Source organism: Variovorax sp. J31P207, assembly GCF_030316965.1.
Lineage (GTDB): Bacteria > Pseudomonadota > Gammaproteobacteria > Burkholderiales > Burkholderiaceae_C > Variovorax > Variovorax ginsengisoli_B.
Map to the genome: position 1 here is coordinate 55,827 of NZ_JASZYN010000011.1, position 19,659 is coordinate 75,485.

Below are 19,659 nucleotides of genomic sequence, written 5' to 3' on the forward strand. Positions count from 1 at the left end.
GTGTCAACTAAAAACGGGCCGTGTTCGCGTTTCCCCTGAGGCGCTCGCTGCGCCCGATTCCTGGACCGTCCGGCCGCTTTCGGCTAGCATCGATGACAACGTTATCAAGATGCAGAGCCCCCACCGATCCCTGCCACGCAACCTGAGCATGGGAGTGGTCGACGCCCTGAGCCACCGGATCCGGATCGGCCCGCTGCGGGCCGGCGACAAGCTGCCGACCGAGGCCGAGATCATGAGCGAGTTCGGTGTCAGCCGGACCGTGGTCCGCGAAGCGCTGTCGAGGCTGCAAGCGGCCGGGATGGTGCAGTCGCGCCGGGGCGTCGGCACCTTCGTGGTCGGGGCCTCGCGCGCCAAGCCTTTCCTGGTCGACAGCAGCCCGGACGACAGCCTCCCGCAGGCGCTGGCGCTGATCGAGTTGCGCATCGGCCTCGAATCCGAAGCCGCCGCCCTCGCGGCGCAGCGTCGCGACGGCGCCGACCTGGAGGCCATCGCCGGCGCGCTGAACGCCTTCCGCAGCGCCATGGCGCAAGGCATGGACACGGCGGTGCCCGACTTCCAGCTTCACCTCGAGATCTCGCGCGCGGCCCACAGCCCGCACTACGCCGCGGTGCTCGAAGCGCTGGGCCCGGCCTGCGTGCCGACCGCCTTCCTGGAAGCCGCGGCCGGCGAGGACCCCGGCATCGCCACGAGCGACCAGGTGCTGCTGGAGCATCGACGGATCGTCGACGCGATCGCGCAGCAGGATGCCGATGCGGCCCGTGCCGCCATGCGCACCCACCTGGTGAACGGCCGCGAGCGGCGCCGCGCGTCCGAGCTGCCGCAGCGCGCTCGCTAGCTCAAGTCGACTGCCGCTCGACGATCCGGAAGCCGACGTCGATCACCGGCTGGGCCACCGCTTCGCCGCGGCAACGGGCGACGATCAGCCGCGCTGCCAGGCGGCCGATCTCGGCGCCGTCCACATGGACGGTGGAGATCGACGGCACCGTGTGGGCCCCGAAGTCGGCGTTGCCGAAGCCGCAGATCGCGAGGTCCTGCGGCACCCGCAGGCCGCGCGCCAGCGCCTCCACGATCACGCCATGCGCGAGCTGGTCCGAGCTGCAGCAGATCGCCTCCAGATGGGGATCGGTCTCGAGCAGCTGCCCGAGCGCACGGCGGCCCAGCTCGAGGCTGCTGGGTGCGGGCACGAAGGCGGTCGGCAGTTCGCGCCCGATCGTGGTCTGGAAGCCGTCGCGCCGCATCCGCGCCCGATGGTCGTCGCCGGAGGCGATGCCGATCCGCTTCCATCCCTTGCCGAGGAAATAGCCCCCCAGCGCGCCGCCCACCTTCAGGTGCGAGAAGCCCACGACCATGTCGATCGGCCGGTCGCTGAGGTCCCAGGTCTCGACCACCGGAATGCCCGAGCGGCGCAGACGGTCGCGGGCACGCTGGGACTGGACCAGGCCGGTGATGACGATGCCGTCGGGCTGGCGGCCGATCATCGCGTTGAGCACCGATTCCTCGCGCTCGGCGTCGTAGGCCGTCTGGCCCAGGATCAGCTGGTAGCCGGCCGCGGCGAGCTCGGTGGTCAGGGCCTGCACGGTCGGCAGGAACTGGGACACCGAAAGCGCCGGCACGATGCCGCCCACCATCAGGCTGCGCTTCGACTTCAGGCCGCCGGCGAGCAGGTTCGGGATGTAGCCGGTCGATTCGACCGCAGCCTGGACCTTCTCGATCGTCTTCGCCGACACCACGCCGGGATTGCCGAGGGCGCGCGAGGCGGTGATCAGTGAAACGCCCGCCGCCTTGGCCACGTCGTGGAGCGTGGCCGCCTTGAAGGGAGAAACGTCGTTCATTCGGGCGTCTGGCGTTGGATCCCGGGAGCCTACCAAATCAGCCGGCCTCGCGCTGACATCGTTAACAGCGCAGCCGTCGAGGCATGTGGGCCGGCGCGAAACCGGGAAAACCCCGATCGCGGCTTGGGTTGACCTGGCAAAATGACAACGATATCATTTGTCTTGGCGCTTCGAATCGGATTTCGCTATCTCGACAGAAGATCGATACCGCGCAACCACCCGTCGTCCGACTCGTTTCTCGGGCCAAAAATGACAACGTTATCAATCCAAGGAGACAAGGCATGAAGAAGTACCTGGGCGCGATCGCGCTGAGCCTGGCGGCCCTGGCCGCCCATGGGCAGGGCTGGCCCGAGAAGACCGTCACGCTGGTGGTCCCGTTCCCGCCCGGCGGCTCGACCGACCAGGTGGCGCGCGCGATCGTGCCGCGGCTCAGCGAGAAGCTCAAGCAGTCCTTCCTGGTCGACAACAAGGCCGGGGCCACCGGCACCATCGGCGCCACCTTCGTCAAGCGGGCTCCGGCCGACGGCAGCACCTTCCTCGTGACCTCGCTCGGCCCGCTGGTGATCGTGCCGCACCTGGTCAAGGGCCTGCAGTACGACGCGCTGAAGGACTTCGACCTGATCACGGTGGCGGTGGCATCGCCCAACGTGCTGGTGGTGCCGGCGAACTCGCCGTACAAGAACGTGGCCGACGTGATCGCCGGCCTGAAGGCGAACCCCGGCAAGATGACCTTCGCGTCGGCCGGCAACGGCTCGAGCGACCACCTCACGGCCGAGCTGTTCTGGCAGCAGACCGGCACCCAGGGCCTCCATGTCCCCTACAAGGGCGGCTCGCCGGCCCACACCGACCTCATGGGCGGCCAGGTCGATGCGTCGTTCCAGAACATCAACTCGGTGGCGCAATACATCAAGGGCGGCCGGATGCGCGCACTGGCGATCACCAGCCCGAAGCGCTCGCCGGTGCTGCCCGAGGTGCCGACGCTGGCCGAAGCGGGGGTCAAGAACGTCGAGGTGGCGTCCTGGCAGGCGATCGTCGCCCCCAAGGGCCTGGCCCCCGCGACGCGGGACAAGGCCCATGCCGCCTTCGTCGAAGCGCTCAACGACCCGAAGGTCAAGGAGCAGTTCACCTCGATCGGCTTCGAGATGGTCGCCAACACCCCGGCCCAGTTCGCGGAGTTCCAGCAGAAGGAATACGCGCGCTGGAAGACCGTGATCGAGACCGGCAAGATCACGATCGACTGAGCACGCCCCCACCACCCCGAAGCGCATGGACCCCGCCGTCATGACCCCCCTCTCCTCTTCGTTCGCGAGCGACAGCATTGCCTGGGTTCGCATCTCGTCGTGCTACCTGCCGCTGGCCAACCCGATCAGCGACGCCAAGGTCCTGACCGGCCGCCAGAAGCCGATGACCGAGATCGCGATGCTGTTCGCCGAGATCGAGACGAAGGACGGCCATCGCGGCCTCGGCTTCAGCTACTCGAAGCGGGCCGGCGGGCCGGGCCAGTTCGCGCATGCGAAGGAAATCGCGCCGGCACTGATCGGCGAAGACCCGAGCGACATCTCGAAGCTCTGGACCAAGCTGTGCTGGGCCGGCGCCTCGGTCGGCCGCAGCGGCATAGCGGTGCAGGCGATCGGCGCCTTCGACATCGCGCTGTACGACCTCAAGGCCCGGCGCGCCGGCCTCTCTCTGTCCAAGCTGCTCGGCTCGCAGCGCGACTCCGTGCAGTGCTACAACACCTCGGGCGGCTTCCTGCACACACCGCTGGAGCAACTGCTCGTCAATGCGCAGGCCTCGCGCGAACGCGGCATCGGCGGCATCAAGCTGAAGGTCGGGCAACCCGACCGCGCGCTGGACGTCCGGCGCGTGGAAGCGGTGCGCAAGCACCTGGGCGACGACATGCCGCTGATGGTCGATGCCAACCAGCAGTGGGATCGGCCGACAGCGCAGCGCATGTGCCGCATCTTCGAGCAGTTCAATCTCGTGTGGATCGAAGAGCCGCTCGATGCCTACGACTTCGAGGGCCACGCCGCGCTCGCGGCCCAGTTCGACACCCCGATCGCGACTGGCGAGATGCTGACCAGCGCGGCCGAGCACGGCGAACTCATCCGTCACCGCGCCGCCGACTACCTGATGCCCGATGCGCCTCGCGTGGGCGGGATCACGCCGTTCCTGAAAGTGGCCGGCCTCGCCGAGCAGGCCGGCCTCGGCCTCGGGCCGCACTTCGCGATGGAGCTGCATGTCCATCTGGGCGCGGTCTATCCCACCGAACCCTGGGTCGAGCACTTCGACTGGCTCGAGCCGCTGTTCAACGAGCGCCTCGAGATCCGCGACGGCCGCATGCTGGTGCCGACCCGCCCGGGCCTCGGTCTCAGCCTGAGCGAGCAGGTCAAGGGCTGGACCCGCGAAGAGGCCGAGATCGGGCGGCGAGCCTGACCCGCGCGAGCGCGAGACACCGAAGCACCCCATGACTGAAACCCCCACGCCCAGGCCGCCGCTCACCATCCTCATGCACGCGCGCGACAACGTCGCGATCGTGGCCAACGACGGCGGCCTGGCGGCCGGCACCGTGTTCGCCTCGGGCCTCACGCTGCGCGAGAAGGTGCCGCAGGCCCACAAGGTGGCGCTGGTCGACATCCCCGAGGGCGGCGTGGTGCGCCGCTACGACGTGCCGATCGGCTATGCCCTCAAGCCCATCCCGGCCGGCAGCTGGGTGCACGAGCGACTTTTGAGGATGCCCGCCGCGCGCGAGCTCGACGGCCTGCCGATCGCCACCGTCAAGCCGCCCGCCATGCCCCCGCTCGAGGGCTACACCTTCGAGGGCTTTCGCAACCCCGACGGCTCGGTCGGCACCCGCAACATCCTGGCCATCACCCAGACCGTGCAGTGCGTGGCCGGCGTCACCGAGTTCGCGGTCCAGCGCATCAAGGCCGAGTTGCTGCCCCGGTTTCCCAACGTCGACGACGTGGTGGCGCTCGAACATTCCTATGGCTGCGGCGTGGCCATCGACGCCCCCGACGCCGTCATCCCGATCCGCACCCTGCGCAACATCAGCCTCAACCCCAACTTCGGCGGCGAGGTGATGGTCGTCAGCCTGGGCTGCGAGAAGCTGCAGCCCGAGCGCCTGATGCCCCCGGGCACCATCGCGCTGATCGACGAGCGCAACGTGGCCGATGTCGGCACCAGCGCCGACGCCAAGCTCGACGTGGTCTGCCTGCAGGACGAGGCCCATGTGGGCTTCATGTCGATGGTCGACTCGATCCTGCGCCAGGCCGAGGAGCACCTGGAGCGCCTGAACGACCGCCGGCGCGAGACCGTGCCGGCCAGCGAGCTGGTGGTCGGCGTGCAGTGCGGCGGCAGCGACGCCTTCTCGGGCGTCACGGCCAACCCGGCGGTGGGTTTCTGCACCGACCTGCTGGTGCGCGCCGGCGCCACCGTGATGTTCTCGGAGGTCACCGAGGTGCGCGACGGCATCGACCAGCTGACCTCGCGCGCGACCACCCCTGAGGTGGCCGAGGCGATGATCCGCGAGATGGCCTGGTACGACGCCTACCTCGAGCGCGGGCGGGTCGACCGCAGCGCCAACACCACGCCGGGCAACAAGAAGGGTGGCCTCTCGAACATCGTGGAGAAGGCGATGGGCTCGATCGTCAAGAGCGGCAGCGCGCCGATCTCGGGTGTGGTCGCGCCGGGCGAGAAGGCGCGCCGGAAGGGGCTGCTGTACGCCGCCACGCCGGCGAGCGACTTCATCTGCGGCACCTTGCAGCTGGCCGCGGGCATGAACCTGCACGTCTTCACCACCGGCCGCGGCACGCCCTACGGGCTGGCCGAGGTGCCGGTGATCAAGGTCGCCACGCGCAGCGACCTGGCGCGCCGCTGGCACGACCTGATGGACGTCAACGCCGGGCGCATCGCCGACGGCGAGGCCAGCATCGAGGAGGTGGGCTGGGAGCTGTTCAAGCTGATGCTCGATGTCGCCAGCGGCCGCAGGAAAACCTGGGCGGAGCAGTGGAAGCTGCACAACGCGCTGGTGTTGTTCAACCCGGCGCCTGTCACCTGAGACCTTGCGGGACAGACCAAGAAACTGCGCAGCAGTTTTTGCTCTGTCCTCAACTGATCAGATGAAAAACAAAAAAGCCCGCACACAGGCGGGCTTCTTTCATGGCAGCGAGCGGCGACCAGCGCCGCTCGGCACCGACCTCAACGCGTCGGCTTGAAGCCGCGCGGCTTCTGCGCATCGCGCGGCACGAACACCTTGCCGCCACCGCCGCCGGCATGGCCGCGCGGCGCGAAGCCCTCGCCGCGACCGGCGCCGCCACCACCGAAGCCACCGCCGCGCGGTGCGCTGTCGCCCCAGCCCGGCTTGCGGCCGTAGCCACCGCCGCCTTCATCGCGGCCACCGCCGAAACCGGCATTGCCCGCATTCTGGAAGCCGCGCGGCGCACCGGCGCCCGGGCCGCGTGCATTGCGGTCGTTGAAGCCGCTGGCACCGGCATAGTTGCTGCCGCCGCCACCGAAACCACCGCCATTGCCGCCGCGATGGCCACCACCGCCGCCGCCGAACTTGCGGTCGCGCGAATGGCTGTCACGGCTGTCGCGGCCGCGGAAGTCGCCCTGCGGCGCACGCGATTGCGGCGCACGCTGCTGCGGCTCGAGGCCGGGGATGACTTCGGACTTGAACTGCTGGCGCGTGTAGCCCTCGATGTCGAAGATCCGGCGGCGGTCACGCTGCTCGGCGAAGGTGATCGCCAGGCCGTCGCGGCCGGCACGGCCGGTGCGGCCGATGCGGTGGGTGTAGTCCTCGGCCTTCATCGGCAGGCCGTAGTTGAAGACATGCGTGATGGTCGGCACGTCGATGCCGCGCGCGGCCACGTCGGTCGCCACCAGGATCTGCACCTGGCCCTGGCGCAGCGCCATCAGGCGGCGGTTGCGCAGGCCCTGGCTCAGGGCACCGTGCAGCGCCACGGCGCTGAAGCCGTCTTGCTGCAGGTCGTTGGCGAGGCCGTCGCATTCGACTTGCGTGCTGGCGAACACGATCGCCTGGTTGATGGTCGTGTCGCGCAGCCAGTGGTCGAGCAACTTGCGCTTGTGCTGCATGTTGTCGGCCCAGAACAGGCTCTGCTTGATGTTGGCGTGCTTTTCCTGCGGGCTGTCGATCGTGACGCGCTGCGGCTCGCGCATCACGCGCTGGGCCAGCTGCTGGATGCGCGGCGCGAAGGTGGCACTGAACATCATGGTCTGCTGGCGTTCGATGGTCAGCTGGTTGACTTCGGCCAGGTCGTCCGAGAAGCCGAGGTCGAGCATGCGGTCGGCTTCGTCGACCACCAGGAACTTGACCTGGTCGAGCTTGATCTGCATCGAGCGCTGCAGGTCGAGCAGGCGGCCGGGCGTGGCGACCACGAGGTCGGCGTTCTGCAGCTTGGCGATCTGCAGCTGGTAGGGCATGCCGCCCACCACGTTGGCGATGCGCAGGCCGCGGCAATGCTTGACCAGGTCGATGGCGTCATGCGCCACCTGCTGGGCCAGTTCGCGCGTCGGGCACAGGATCAGGGCGCCGGGCGTGGCGGCCTTGAAATGGCGCGCGTTGGTCGGGTCCTTGCGCTTCGGCTTCTTGGGCGGTGCTTCGCCGCGCGCGGCGGCTTCGGCGGCCAGGCGCTGGAACTCGGCCTTGCTGGCGGCTTCGGCTTCGGCCTGGCGCTGCAGCAGCGTGTGCAGCACCGGCAGCAGGAAGGCCGCGGTCTTGCCGCTGCCGGTCTGGCTCGACACCATCAGGTCGACGAAGCGGGTGGCGCCGTCGGCACCGCCGCTGGCGGTCATGGCGCGCGGGATCACCTGCTCCTGCACGGTGGTCGGCTGGGTGAAGCCCAGGTCTTCGACGGCGGCGATCAGCTCGGGCGCCAGGCCCAGCTTGATGAAGCCATTCGGCAGCTTGGGTTCGGCGGCGGTCTCGACCGCGTCGAGCGCCTCGAGCTCGGGCACTTCGGCGGCAACGGAAAGCGACTCGCTGACCACGGGGGAAACAGCGAAATCATCGGATTGCACAGGCGCGAACTCGCCCTGCGCTTCAAAAGCGTCGGTCATTTATTCAATCTCAAACGCGAGCGCTGCCGTAGGCGGCGCCCCGTCGGGTGGTGAAAAACATCAACCATCCAACGACGTTCAGCCGTCGACTCTCGTCGGGGCTGCGGCCCGTGATTCAGTCACTCGAATGACTCAGTCACTCAGTGGCTCGGGCGCGATGTGCAAGATAGGGAGATGCAAGAAAACGCTGAAAGCTATTCAGCGAAGCCTGCAATTATCGCATGAACTCGGGTTTTTACCTAATCCTTAGCTCTCAAGCCTCAGAAAAGTCTCCCGGTAATGCGCTAGTTCGTCGATCGACTCGTGCACATCGGCCAGCGCCGTATGGGCCTGCTGCTTCTTGAAGCCGTTGTAGGCCGCGGGCTTCCAGCGCTTGGCCAGCTCCTTCAGCGTGCTGACGTCGAGGTTGCGGTAGTGGAAATAGGCCTCCAGCTTGGGCATGTACTTGACCAGGAAGCGCCGGTCCTGGCCGATCGTGTTGCCGCACATCGGCGAGCCGCTCTTGGGGATGTAGCGCGAGATGAACTGCATCAGCTGCTGCTCGGCCGCCGCCTCGTCCAGCGTCGAGGCCTTGACCTTGTCGATCAGCCCGCTGCGACCGTGCGTGCCCTTGTTCCAGGCGTCCATGGCGTCGAGCAGTTCGTCGCTCTGATGGATCACCAGCACCGGCCCCTCGATCCGCGGCGTCAGGTCGGGTCCGGTGACGACCACCGCGATTTCCAGCAGGCGCTCTTTCTCGGGATCCAGTCCGCTCATCTCGCAATCGAGCCAGACGAGGTTCTGGTCGCTTTTCTTGAGTGTGGCGGGGGCGGTCGGTTCGGTGGTTTCGGGCATCGGGCGATTGTCGTCGATGCCCCGGCGCCGCCCGCGCGCCGGACGCCCCTGCTGCCAGCAGGCCGACCGGCCCGCCCGGCTGGAGGCCCGGCAGGCGGGGGGCTAAACTCGGCCGCCATGCCCACCCCCCTGCCCGCCTCCCTCATCCTCACGATGGCCTTCGCGCTCGCGCTGGTCGCGGGCCTGGTCGTGAAGTTCTGGCTCGCCAGCCGCCAGGTGCGCCATGTCGCTCGCCACCGCGGTGCGGTGCCCGTCGCCTTCCGGCAAGCCATCACGCTCGACGCCCACCAGAAGGCCGCCGACTACACGGTCGCCAAGACCCGCTTCGGCCTGCTCGAACTGGCCTGGGGCGCGGCCGTGCTGCTGGCCTGGACCCTGTTCGGCGGGCTCGACCTGCTGAACCGCCTGCTGCTCGACCTCCTGGGCGGCGGCATGTGGCAGCAGCTGGCACTGCTGGCCGCCTTCGCGCTGATCGGCGGCCTGGCCGAACTGCCCTTCACGCTCTGGCAGACCTTCAGGCTCGAGGAGCGCTTCGGCTTCAACAAGATGACCTGGCGCCTGTGGCTCACGGACGCGGTCAAGGGCGTGCTGCTCGGGGCGCTGATCGGCCTGCCGATCGCGGCGCTGATCCTCTGGCTCATGGGCGCCGCCGGCAAGCTGTGGTGGCTGTGGGCCTGGGCCGCGTGGATGGGCTTCAACCTGCTGCTGATGCTGGTCTATCCGACCTTCATCGCGCCGATCTTCAACAAGTTCAAGCCGCTCGACGACCTCGCCTTGAAGGAGCGCGTCAACGCGCTGATGCAGCGCTGCGGCTTCGCGGCCAAGGGCCTGTTCGTGATGGACGGCAGCACCCGCAGCGCCCATGCCAATGCCTACTTCACCGGCTTCGGCGCCAGCAAGCGGGTGGTCTTCTACGACACGCTGCTGCGCCAGCTCAGTGCCGGCGAGGTCGAGGCCGTGCTGGCGCACGAACTGGGGCACTTCCGCCACAAGCACGTGATGAAGCGCATGGTCGCGATGTTCGCCCTGAGCCTGGCCGGCTTCGCCTTGCTCGGCTGGCTGTCGGCCCACAGCTGGTTCTACACCGGCCTGGGCGTGCAGCCCAACCTCATGGCGCCCAACGACGCACTGGCGATCCTGCTGTTCATGCTCGCGATGCCGGTGTTCGGCTTCTTCATGGCGCCGCTGCCGGTGCTGGTGTCGCGCAAGCACGAGTTCGAGGCCGACGCCTATGCCGTCGCGCAGACCAGCGGCGCCGACCTGTCGGCGGCCCTGCTCAAGCTCTACCAGGACAACGCGTCGACCTTGACCCCCGACCCGCTGTTCGTGAAGTTCTACTACTCGCATCCGCCGGCCTCCGAGCGCCTAGCCCGCATGGCCGCCGCCTGAACCGAAAGCCGACCATGAGCAGCATGCTAAAAATCAAGGACTGGAAGACCCAGGCGCGCCGGGCGCTGAGCGCCACCGAGATCGTCGCCGCGCTGGCGCGGCTCGAGGGCTGGAAGCTCACGGGCGACGGCAAGGACGTCGCGATCGAGAAGAGCTTCTCCTTCGCCAACTACTTCGAGACCATCGCCTTCGTCAACGCGCTGGCCCTGGTGGCGCACCGGCACGACCACCATCCCGACCTCTCGGTGCACTACAACCGCTGTGTGGTGCGCTTCAACACGCACGACGTCGGCGGCCTCTCGGCGACCGACTTCGAGTGCGCGGGGCAGGCCGATGCCCTGCTCGCCTGATCTCCGCATGGAACGCACCCTTGGCTAAGCAGCAGCGCGGCGGCAATACCGGCGCTGCCCTCCACGACGGCCTGGTGGTCGCCAGCCATGGCCGCCATTGCATGGTCGAGACCCCCGACGGCACGCGCCTGATCTGCCATCCGCGCGGCAAGAAGAGCCAGGCCCTGGTCGGCGACCGCGTGCAATGGCAGGCCAGCGAGGACGAGGGCACTATCGAGCGCGTGCTGCCGCGCAAGAACCTGTTCTATCGCCAGGACGAGATCCGCACCAAGTCCTTCGCGGCCAACCTCGACCAGGTGCTGATCCTGATTGCGGCCGAGCCCGAGTTCTCGGAAACCCAGCTGACCCGCGCCCTGATCGCGGCCGGCGCCGAGCGCATCACGCCGGTGATCGCGCTGAACAAGAGCGACCTGGCCGTGCCCTTCGAGCGCGCCTCGAAGCGACTGGAACCCTACCGCCGCATGGGCTATCGCGTGCTGCCGATGTCGCTCAGGGCCGACGGCGGCGCGGGCCATGGCGAGCTGACCGAGCTGCTGGCGGGCAAGGTGACCCTGGTGCTGGGCCCCTCGGGCGCCGGCAAGAGCACGCTGATCAACCTGCTGGTGCCCGGCGCCAGCGCGCTGACCGGTGAAATCTCGCAAGCGCTGAACTCGGGCAAGCACACCACCACCAGCACCACCTGGTACTGGGTCGACCCGGCGCGCACGACCGCGCTGATCGACTCCCCGGGCTTCCAGGAATTCGGGCTGCACCATATCGAGCCGATGCAGCTGGCACACCTGATGCCCGACATCGCCCAGGAAGCCACAGCGTGCAAGTTCTACAACTGCAGCCACCTGCACGAGCCGGGCTGCGGCGTCATCGCGCAAGTCGAGTCGGCGACGCAGGCCGGGACGATCAGCGCCTCGCGCTACCGCATCTACGGCGAACTGTTCGCCGAACTGAGCCAAAGCAGGTACTGACCCCCACGCTCCCCCACTTCGTGTGGGTCGCTGCCCCCCGAGGGGGCCGCAGGCCGCCTTGGGGCGGCCCGGCGCCGGCCTAGTGTTGGTCCAGGATTTCTCCCAGCGCGCCAACCAGCGCACTGCACTGCTCCCTGCTGCCGACACTGATGCGCAGGTACTGCGCGATGCGCGGCTGGGCGAAATGGCGCACCAGCACCGCGCGGGCGCGCAGTGCCGCAGCCAATGCCGCCGCGTCGTGCGCGGGATGGCGCACGAAAAGAAAGTTGGCTTGCGAAGGCAGCACCTCGAAGCCCAGGTCCTCGAGCTGCAGCGCCAGGCCCTCGCGGGTGTCGACCACCGCATCGCGGGTCTTCGCGAACCAGGCCTCGTCCTCGAGCGCGGCCACGGCGCCGGCGCTGGCGAGCCGGTCGATCGGGTACGAATTGAAGCTGTTCTTGACCCGCTGCAGCCCGTCGATCAGCGACGCCTGCCCGCAGGCGAAGCCGACCCGCAGGCCGGCCAGCGAGCGCGACTTCGACAGCGTCTGCACCACCAGCAGGTTGGGATGCCGGGCGATCAGGGGCAGCGCACTCTGGCCGCCGAAATCGACGTAGGCCTCGTCGACCAGCACCACGCGCTCCGGGCAGGCCGACAGTAGCGTCTCGATCTGCGCCAGCGGCAATCCCCGGCCGGTCGGTGCGTTCGGGTTGGCGACCACGATGCCGCCACAGCCCGCCTTGGCACGTGCGGCCAGCGCGTCGGCGTCGATGCGCAGGGCGTCGTCGACCGGCTGCAGCGCGCAATCGATGCCGTAGAGCTGCGCGTAGACGCGGTAGAAGCTGTAGGTGATGTCGGGCAGCAGCAGCGGCGCGTCCTGCTGGAAGAAGGCGAAGAAGGCATGGGCCAGCACCTCGTCCGAGCCGTTGCCGACGAACACCTGCCGGATGTCGAGCCCGTGGCGGGCGGCGATCGCCTCGCGCAGCACGGTCGATTCAGGGTCCGGGTAGCGCTCCAGCCCCTCTTCGGCGGCGCGCTGGATCGCATCGATCGTGCGCGGCGATGGCGGATACGGGTTCTCGTTGGTGTTGAGCTTGACCAGGTTGGCGATGCGCGGCTGTTCGCCCGGCACGTAGGGCTCGAGTGCCGCGATGCGCGGGCTCCAGAACGTCGGCGTCATCCGAGCAGGCGGGCCAGCGTCAGCAGCGCCAGCAGCACCATCCACATCACGACCGAACGCCAGACCAGGCCGACGACGCTGCGCAGGTGGCCGGGCTCGGGTTCGCGCCCGGGCGTGCTGCCGCCATCGGGCAAGGCGCCCCCGGCGAACGACTCCCCGGCCTGGGCGCGCGACAGCGGATCGTTGACCGGCACCGTGCTCAGCGTGCCGCCGCCGAGGCTCACGTTGACCGCGCCGGAGGTGGCCGCCAGGATCACGCCGTCGTTGCCGTTCGGGAAGCGGCGGGCGTCGTTGCGCCAGCAGTCGATCGCCTCCTCGAAGCTGCCGACCACCGCGAAGCCCAGCGCCGTGATCCGCGCCGGCAACCAGTCGATGACACCCCAGGCGCGCGCCGCGGCCTGCTGGACCCAGATGCTGGACGGCTGCATCGAGGCGCCGTTCTTGTGGGCCCAGTAGCGCGAAACGAATTCGCTCATCCGATAGAAGACCGCGCCGGCCGGACCGAGCCCGATCGCCGCGAGGATCGAGAACCAGGCCAGCACGCCGAACACGTGCCGATGCGCCGCGATCACCGAGTGCTCGATCACGTGGCGCACGATCTCGCTGCGCGGCAGGTTGGCCGCATCGACCTGCTGCCAGTGGGCCAGCAGCGATCGCGCCAGCGGCTCATCGCCTTCGTCGAGGGCATCGCGGATGCCGGTGAAATGGTGGCTGAACTGGCGAAAGCCCAGCGTGACATAGAGCAGCGCGATGCTCCACAGGACCGCGAAGGGCAGCCCCAGGGTGAGGATCAGCGCCCAGTGGACCGCCAGCGCCAGCAAGGTCGGGACGCCCACCGCGAGCGACCACGCCACCCAGCCGTGGTGCGGCTTGCCGGCATCGAAATTGCGGCTGGTCCAGCGCGTCCACGCCAGCACGCCGCCGTAGACGGGGTTGTGGTACGCCAGCGGGCGCACCTGCTCGATCAGCAATGCGCAGAGGATCGCAAAGAAGCTCATTGCTCGATGATAGCGACTGCCCAGGGCTGGTTCGGACGCCCCTCGTCCGCCGTCAAGCGCTGAGGAAGCGGTAGAGGTTGCGCAGCATGCCGGCGGTCGCGCCCCAGACGAAGCGCTCGTTCGGCCCGTCCTGGTAGGGCATCGACAGCCACTCGCGCGCGGTCGCGTCCGCGCCGACCATGGCATGGCGGCGATGGTTGGCCGGATCCATCAGAAAGGCGAACGGCACCTCGAAGGCTTCTTCGACCTCGTAGGGATTGAGGTTCAGTTCGAAGCCCGGACGCACCAGGGCCACCACCGGCGTGACGATGAACGAGGTGACCGTGGTATAGGTGGGGAGGCTGCCCAGAATCTCGATGTAGTCCGCCGACAGGCCGACTTCCTCCCAGGCCTCGCGCAGCGCAGCGGCGGCGATGTTGGCGTCCTCAGGGTCGACCCGACCGCCGGGGAAGGCGACCTGCCCCGAGTGATTCTTGAGGTGCGAGCTGCGCTCGGTCAGCAGCACCGTCGGCTGCTCCCGCATCACGATCGGCACCAGCACCGCGGCCTGCGCCGGCGCGCGGTCGAACATGCGCGGCTCGCGCCGCACCTCGGGCGTCCAGGCCGGCGGCGTGGCGAAGCGCGCGCGCAAGGCCCGGGCCCCGAGCCGGGCCGGATCGACCGCGGGCAGGCCGCTGTCGACACCGATCGGTGGCACCTCGCGCGGATCGAAGGACTGCAAGGCCGTCGGGACGACGGCGTTGATGACTTCGACGGGAGAGGCGCGCATGGCCGGCGGTGAGGTGGTCAAAAAGATAGGTCTCGACAAATTAAACGCAAAAGGCCCCGGCGCGACGACCCGGGGCACACAACTAAATCACGAACCGCCCGCCCGCACGCGGCGCCAATGCAAAAAGCCGCCTCGGACGGCGGCTTTCTGCACGGCAAGGGGCGCTCTCTGCTTACTGAGCGGCCGCAGCGGACGGGGCCTTGCCCGGCAGCTTTTCCTTGATGCGTGCCGAACGGCCGCTGCGCTCGCGCAGGTAGTACAGCTTGGCGCGGCGGACGTCGCCGCGGCGCTTGACTTCGATCTTGGCGATCAGCGGGCTGTAGGTCTGGAAGGTGCGTTCCACGCCTTCGCCGCTGGAGATCTTGCGCACGATGAAGCCGCTGTTGAGGCCGCGGTTGCGCTTGGCGATCACGACGCCTTCGTAGGCTTGCAGGCGCTTGCGCGAGCCTTCGACGACGTTCACGCTGACGATGACCGTGTCACCGGGCATGAAATCGGGAATCTGCTTGTTGAGCCGGGCGATTTCTTCCTGCTCGAGGGTCTGGATGAGGTTCATGTTGTCCTGAATTCGATCTTGTCCGCGCTACACAAAAGGCGCTGTTGGGTCGCTTGAAAGTGACCCTGGGGTCGCTTGAAATAACCCGGCGCGGCCGGCCAGAGGATCGGGGAGCCGACGATTATAGCTTTTTTTTCAGCGTCTTCTCGTCGATCGCGCTGAGGCGGCCGGCGACCCTGGCCGCGTCGATCAGATCGGGGCGCTTGTCGCGGGTGATGGCGAGCCGCTGGTCGCGGCGCCAGCGCTCGATCTGGACGTGGTGTCCCGACATCAGCGGCGCCGGCACGCCCTCGCCCCGCCATTGCTCGGGGCGGGTGTAGTGAGGGCAGTCGAGCAGGCCGTCGAGCGCCGGATTGAAGCTGTCCTGCACGTGGCTGGCCTGGTCGCCGAGCACCCCCGGCTGCAGCCGCGCGACCGCATCGAGCAGCGCCATGGCCGGGATCTCGCCGCCGGAGAGAACGAAGTCGCCCAGGCTCAGCTGGTGCGTGACACGGGCGTCGATGAAGCGCTGATCGATGCCTTCGTAGCGGCCGCAGACCAGCACCGCGCCCTCGCTGGCCGCCCATTGCTCGACCGACTGGTGGCGCAAGGTCTCGCCGATCGGAGAGAACAGCAGCACCGGCGCCGCGGCGCCTCGGGCGGCCAGTGCCGCGTCGAGGCAGGCCGACAGCGGCTCGGCCATCATGACCATGCCGGGGCCGCCGCCGAAGGGCCGGTCGTCGACGCGCCGGTAGTTGCCTTCGGCGAAGTCGCGCGGATTCCACAGCACCACCTCGACCTGCTTCGATTCGTAGGCGCGGCGCGTCACGCCGCTCGCGAGAAAAGGCGCGAACAGCTCGGGGAAGAGAGTGATGACGTCGAAGCGCATGGCGGCACCGGTGCCGGGCCCGGACGGCTCAGTAGTCGGGCTGCCAGTCGACCGTGATCAGCCGACCTGCCAGGTCGACCTTGTCGACGAAGGCCGAGACGAAGGGCACCATGCGCTCGACCGGCTTGCCGTCCTCGATCGCATCGAGCACCAGCGTGGTCTGCGGGCCGGTGGCCAGCAGCTCGCGCACCTTGCCGAGCGCCACGCCTTCGCGGTTGACCACCGCCAGGCCGATCAGGTCGACCCAGTAGTACTCGTCGTCGCCGGCGGTCGGGAAGCTGGAGCGCGGCACGAACACGCGCGCGCCGCGCAGTGCCTCGGCCGCATTGCGGTCGGGCACGTCCTCGGACGAGGCGACGATGACGTCGGAATGTTCCTTGGCTTCGCGGATCGCGAGCTTGAAGGCCTGGCTGCCCGCTGCGCCCGGGGGCTGGAGCAACCATCGCTTGGAAGAGAACAGCGCCTCGGGTTCGGCGCTGTGGGGCAGGACCTTGAACCAGCCCTTGATGCCCCAGGCATCGGCGATGCGCCCTACTTCGATCGCATCCGCCGGCAATTCGGCGGCTTCGAGTGACGGCAGCATCGCCTCGGCTACAGCTTAGGCCGCGGCCTTGGGAGCCGCGGCAGCGGCTTGCTTGATCAGGCGGGTGACCGTGGGCGAGGCTTGCGCGCCAACGCTCTTCCAGTAGGTCAGGCGGTCTTGGGCGATGCGGATGCTTTCCTCGTTTTCCTTGGCGGTCGGGTTGTAGAAACCCAGGCGCTCGATGAAACGGCCATCGCGGCGAACGCGCTTGTCCGACACGACGATGTTGAAGAACGGACGGCCTTTGGAACCGCCGCGGGAGAGTCGAATGACGACCATGATTTATCCTTGGGGTGGTGCAGCAAACCCGCAAGGTTCGCCCACAGTGTTCTTTCAGCGTCGAGACACGCGACATGGCCACCCGGCCAGCGACACGCTGAAAAGCCCATGATTATAGCCCGCTCTCCCGAATCTCCAATTCTCGGCCGCGCCGAGTCCCCCGAATGACACAGATCCGACCCAGCCGCGACGAAGACGTCGCTGCCATTGCCACCATCTACGCCCACCACGTGTTGCACGGCACCGGCACCTTCGAAACCGAACCGCCGACCGCCGCCGACATGGCCGCGCGCCGCGCCGACGTGCTGTCGAAGAACCTGCCCTACCTGGTGGCCGAACGCGATGGCGAGCTGCTCGGCTTCGCCTACTGCAACTGGTTCAAGCCGCGCCCGGCCTATCGCTTCTCGGCCGAGGATTCGATCTACCTGGCCGATGGCGCCCGCGGCCAGGGCCTCGGCGCCCAGCTGCTGGCGGCGCTCTCCCAGGCCGCCGAAGCGGTGGGCGTGCGCAAGCTGATCGCGGTGATCGGCGACTCGGCCAATGCCGGCTCGATCGGCGTGCACCGCGCCCAGGGCTTCAGCCACGTCGGCGTGCTGAAGGACTGCGGCTGGAAGTTCGGCGAATGGCGCGACGTGGTGCTGATGGAGAAGGTGCTGGGCGAAGGCAGCACCACCCGCCCCGAATGAAAAACAAGACCGTGGCCGCATGGCTGGCCTTCCTCGGCGGGCCGCTGGGCCTGCATTGCTTCTACCTGCGCGGCTTCTCGAGCCTGCTCGGCTGGCTGCTGCCGATCCCGACCGCGCTCGGCCTCTACGGCCTCGAGCGGGTGCGCCTCTACGGCAGCGACGACGGCCTGAGCTGGGCCTTGCTGCCGCTGCTGGGCTTCACGATCGCGGGCTGCGCCCTGACCGCCATCGTGTACGGGCTCATGACGCCCGAGAAATGGAATGCACGCTACAACACCGGCCGCACCGGCGACGCCGCGGCCGGCAACACCAGCTGGCTGACCATCGGCGCCGTGGTGCTGGCGCTGTTCTTCGGCAGCACGATCCTGATGGCCAGCATCGCCTTCAGCTTCCAGCGCTACTTCGAGCACGAGATCGAAGCCGGGCGGAGGATGTCGCAGTAGCTGAAGGGGCGGGTGGTTCATCCTCGACCAGCACGCCACGGCGCTACCCGTGCCGAGGGCACCGGGTGGCCCCCGCAGCGAAGTAAAGGAGGAGGCCGCAGGCCGGGGGACATGAGCGGAGGGGGCCACCCGGTGCCCTCGGCACGCACCCCTGGAGACCCGAGATGAAACACCCCGAGCGGTCCCCAAGAATCCTTCAAAAAGCCTGAATCCCGATCCAGTAAGCAATCGCCGCCACGAACGCCGAGGCCGGGATCGTCAGCACCCAGGCCCAGACGATGTTGCCGGCCACGCCCCAGCGCACCGCGCTGGCGCGCTGCACCGAGCCGACGCCGACGATCGCGCCGGTGATGGTGTGGGTGGTCGACACCGGGATGCCGAGCGCGGTCGCCAGGAACAAGGTCAGCGCACCCCCGGTCTCGGCGCAGAAGCCGCCGACCGGCTTGAGCTTGGTGATCTTCTGGCCCATCGTCTTGACGATGCGCCAGCCACCGAACATGGTGCCGAGCGAGATCGCGGCATAGCACACGACGATGGTCCAGGTCGGCGGCAGCGCCGCATCGGCGGCCGCGTAGCCGGTGGCGATCAGCAGCATCCAGATGATGCCGATGGTCTTCTGGGCATCGTTGCCGCCATGCCCGAGGCTGTAGGCGCCGGCCGAGATCAGCTGCAGCGTGCGGAACCACCGGTCCACGCGCGACGGCGTCGAGCGCCGGAACACCCAGGCCACCAGGATCATCATGAACGAGCCGAGCAGGAAACCGAGCAGCGGCGAGACGAAGATGAAGGCCACGGTCTTCCAGATGCCGGCCGCGATCAGCGAGCTTGAGCCGGCCTTGGCGATCACCGCGCCCACGATGCCGCCGATCAGCGCATGCGAGGAACTGCTCGGAATGCCGTAGTACCAGGTGACCAGGTTCCAGCTGATGGCACCCACCAGTGCGCCGAACACCACGTGCACGTCGACGATGCCCGGCTGCACGATGCCCTTGCCGATCGTCGCCGCCACGCTCAGGTGGAAGACGAAGATCGCCACCAGGTTGAAGAAGGCCGCGAACACCACGGCCTGGCCGGGCTTGAGCACCCCGGTCGAGACCACGGTGGCGATCGAGTTCGCCGCATCGTGGAAGCCGTTCATGAAATCGAAGGCGATGGCCAGTGCGACCAAACCCACCACCACCCAGAGGGCGACCTGAACCGTTGCCATTCGAAAGATCCGTTGTTTCAGGAGTTCTCGAGGACGATGCCCTCGATGACGTTGGCGACGTCCTCGCACTTGTCGGTGATGGTTTCGAGCAGCTCATAGATCGCCTTGAGCTTGATCACCTCGCGCACGTCGGGCTCCTCGCGGAACAGCTTGCTCATGGCGCTGCGCATCACGCGGTCGGCATCGGATTCGAGCCGGTCGATCTCCTCGCAGGTCTTCAGCGTGGCTTCGGCCGTGGCCGGGTCGGTGATCTTCGACAGAAACTTGACCGCGTCCTTGACCCGCTCGCAGCACTTCACGCTCAGCGTGGTGAGGCGCGTGATCTCCTCGGTCATGTGGCGCACGTCGTAGAGCGCCATGGTCTCGGCCGAGTCCTGGATCAGGTCGGCGACGTCGTCCATGGTGTTGATCAGCTTGTGGATCTGCTCGCGGTCGATCGGCGTGATGAAGGTCTTGTGGATCAGCCGGTTGACGTCATGCGTCACGCGATCGGCCGCCCGCTCGGCGTTGTCGACATCGCGGTTGTACTGCTCCCGAAGGTGCAGGTCGTTGTAGTTGGCCACGAGCTGCTCGAACGCGCGCGCGGCTTCGACGATGCGGTCGGCGTGCTGATTGAACATCTCGAAAAAATTCCCCTCGCGGGGCAGCAGCTTGCCGAACATGGCG

The 19,659-nt window shown here is 68.2% G+C and carries 21 protein-coding genes; 9 read left to right on the forward strand and 12 right to left on the reverse strand.

Annotated elements, in window-relative coordinates; all coding sequences use genetic code 11:
* Positions 1–109: 109 nt before the first annotated feature.
* A complete protein-coding gene (locus QTI68_RS29655) occupies positions 110–835 on the forward strand; it encodes a FadR/GntR family transcriptional regulator (protein WP_286526768.1) in 726 nt (241 codons plus the stop codon).
* A gap of 1 nt (position 836) precedes the next feature.
* Here the strand turns inward: QTI68_RS29655 and QTI68_RS29660 are convergent, their stop codons facing one another.
* A complete protein-coding gene (locus tag QTI68_RS29660) occupies positions 837–1,832 on the reverse strand; it encodes a LacI family DNA-binding transcriptional regulator (RefSeq protein WP_286526769.1) in 996 nt (331 codons plus the stop codon).
* Positions 1,833–2,113: 281 nt separating this feature from the next.
* Here QTI68_RS29660 and QTI68_RS29665 point away from each other — a divergent pair, with 281 nt between their 5' ends.
* The 3 genes from QTI68_RS29665 to garD are packed head-to-tail and all read left to right on the forward strand — an operon-like array spanning position 2,114 to position 5,889.
* Positions 2,114–3,073: a Bug family tripartite tricarboxylate transporter substrate binding protein gene (locus QTI68_RS29665; RefSeq protein ID WP_286526771.1), complete on the forward strand. Its 960-nt coding sequence runs from the start codon at positions 2,114–2,116 to the stop codon at positions 3,071–3,073.
* Positions 3,074–3,113: 40 nt separating this feature from the next.
* Positions 3,114–4,265 carry an L-talarate/galactarate dehydratase gene (locus QTI68_RS29670; protein WP_286526772.1) on the forward strand — a complete coding sequence of 384 codons (1,152 nt, stop codon included), beginning with the start codon at positions 3,114–3,116 and terminating at the stop codon, positions 4,263–4,265.
* Between the two features lie 31 nt (positions 4,266–4,296).
* Complete coding sequence (gene garD, locus QTI68_RS29675; protein WP_286526773.1) at positions 4,297–5,889, forward strand: galactarate dehydratase; 1,593 nt, start codon at positions 4,297–4,299, stop codon at positions 5,887–5,889.
* Positions 5,890–6,029: 140 nt separating this feature from the next.
* On the opposite strand, the gene QTI68_RS29680 is transcribed toward garD, so the two are convergent.
* Both QTI68_RS29680 and orn read right to left on the reverse strand, forming a co-directional pair.
* On the reverse strand, positions 6,030–7,910 hold the full coding sequence (locus tag QTI68_RS29680) for a DEAD/DEAH box helicase (protein ID WP_286526774.1): 1,881 nt from the start codon (positions 7,908–7,910) through the stop codon (positions 6,030–6,032).
* A gap of 246 nt (positions 7,911–8,156) precedes the next feature.
* Complete coding sequence (orn, locus tag QTI68_RS29685) at positions 8,157–8,744, reverse strand: oligoribonuclease (RefSeq protein ID WP_286526775.1); 588 nt, start codon at positions 8,742–8,744, stop codon at positions 8,157–8,159.
* A 117-nt stretch (positions 8,745–8,861) separates the two neighbouring features.
* Here orn and QTI68_RS29690 point away from each other — a divergent pair, with 117 nt between their 5' ends.
* From QTI68_RS29690 to rsgA, 3 genes are all read left to right on the forward strand, one after another.
* Positions 8,862–10,133 (forward strand): M48 family metallopeptidase, encoded by a 1,272-nt coding sequence (locus tag QTI68_RS29690; protein WP_286526776.1) that lies wholly within the window; start codon positions 8,862–8,864, stop codon positions 10,131–10,133.
* A gap of 14 nt (positions 10,134–10,147) precedes the next feature.
* Positions 10,148–10,483, forward strand: a complete 336-nt coding sequence (locus tag QTI68_RS29695; protein ID WP_286526777.1) for a 4a-hydroxytetrahydrobiopterin dehydratase — start codon at positions 10,148–10,150, stop codon at positions 10,481–10,483.
* A gap of 101 nt (positions 10,484–10,584) precedes the next feature.
* On the forward strand, positions 10,585–11,445 hold the full coding sequence (gene rsgA, locus QTI68_RS29700) for a ribosome small subunit-dependent GTPase A (protein ID WP_286526931.1): 861 nt from the start codon (positions 10,585–10,587) through the stop codon (positions 11,443–11,445).
* Between the two features lie 79 nt (positions 11,446–11,524).
* Here the strand turns inward: rsgA and hisC are convergent, their stop codons facing one another.
* The 7 genes from hisC to rpsP all read right to left on the reverse strand — a co-directional run bounded on the left by hisC (position 11,525) and on the right by rpsP (position 16,657).
* On the reverse strand, positions 11,525–12,604 hold the full coding sequence (hisC, locus tag QTI68_RS29705) for a histidinol-phosphate transaminase (RefSeq protein ID WP_286526778.1): 1,080 nt from the start codon (positions 12,602–12,604) through the stop codon (positions 11,525–11,527).
* Positions 12,601–13,602, reverse strand: a complete 1,002-nt coding sequence (locus tag QTI68_RS29710) for a CobD/CbiB family protein (RefSeq protein WP_286526779.1) — start codon at positions 13,600–13,602, stop codon at positions 12,601–12,603. The genes hisC and QTI68_RS29710 overlap by 4 nt, the downstream gene beginning before the upstream one ends.
* A gap of 52 nt (positions 13,603–13,654) precedes the next feature.
* Entirely contained in the window at positions 13,655–14,371 is a 717-nt protein-coding gene (locus QTI68_RS29715; RefSeq protein WP_286526780.1) for a CoA pyrophosphatase, read from the reverse strand.
* A 172-nt stretch (positions 14,372–14,543) separates the two neighbouring features.
* Complete coding sequence (gene rplS / locus QTI68_RS29720; RefSeq protein ID WP_286526782.1) at positions 14,544–14,927, reverse strand: 50S ribosomal protein L19; 384 nt, start codon at positions 14,925–14,927, stop codon at positions 14,544–14,546.
* A gap of 121 nt (positions 14,928–15,048) precedes the next feature.
* A complete protein-coding gene (gene trmD / locus QTI68_RS29725; RefSeq protein ID WP_286526783.1) occupies positions 15,049–15,795 on the reverse strand; it encodes a tRNA (guanosine(37)-N1)-methyltransferase TrmD in 747 nt (248 codons plus the stop codon).
* Positions 15,796–15,823: 28 nt separating this feature from the next.
* Complete coding sequence (gene rimM, locus QTI68_RS29730; RefSeq protein WP_286526785.1) at positions 15,824–16,378, reverse strand: ribosome maturation factor RimM; 555 nt, start codon at positions 16,376–16,378, stop codon at positions 15,824–15,826.
* A 15-nt stretch (positions 16,379–16,393) separates the two neighbouring features.
* Positions 16,394–16,657 (reverse strand): 30S ribosomal protein S16, encoded by a 264-nt coding sequence (gene rpsP / locus QTI68_RS29735; protein WP_028248676.1) that lies wholly within the window; start codon positions 16,655–16,657, stop codon positions 16,394–16,396.
* 164 nt (positions 16,658–16,821) lie between these two features.
* Here rpsP and QTI68_RS29740 point away from each other — a divergent pair, with 164 nt between their 5' ends.
* Positions 16,822–17,343 (forward strand): GNAT family N-acetyltransferase, encoded by a 522-nt coding sequence (locus tag QTI68_RS29740; protein ID WP_286526786.1) that lies wholly within the window; start codon positions 16,822–16,824, stop codon positions 17,341–17,343.
* A complete protein-coding gene (locus QTI68_RS29745) occupies positions 17,340–17,786 on the forward strand; it encodes a TM2 domain-containing protein (RefSeq protein ID WP_286526787.1) in 447 nt (148 codons plus the stop codon). The genes QTI68_RS29740 and QTI68_RS29745 overlap by 4 nt, the downstream gene beginning before the upstream one ends.
* 196 nt (positions 17,787–17,982) lie before the next feature.
* On the opposite strand, the gene QTI68_RS29750 is transcribed toward QTI68_RS29745, so the two are convergent.
* Together QTI68_RS29750 and QTI68_RS29755 are read right to left on the reverse strand one after the other, a co-directional pair.
* Positions 17,983–18,993 carry an inorganic phosphate transporter gene (locus QTI68_RS29750; protein ID WP_286526788.1) on the reverse strand — a complete coding sequence of 337 codons (1,011 nt, stop codon included), beginning with the start codon at positions 18,991–18,993 and terminating at the stop codon, positions 17,983–17,985.
* A 17-nt stretch (positions 18,994–19,010) separates the two neighbouring features.
* Complete coding sequence (locus tag QTI68_RS29755; RefSeq protein WP_286510057.1) at positions 19,011–19,655, reverse strand: DUF47 domain-containing protein; 645 nt, start codon at positions 19,653–19,655, stop codon at positions 19,011–19,013.
* Positions 19,656–19,659: the final 4 nt, after the last annotated feature.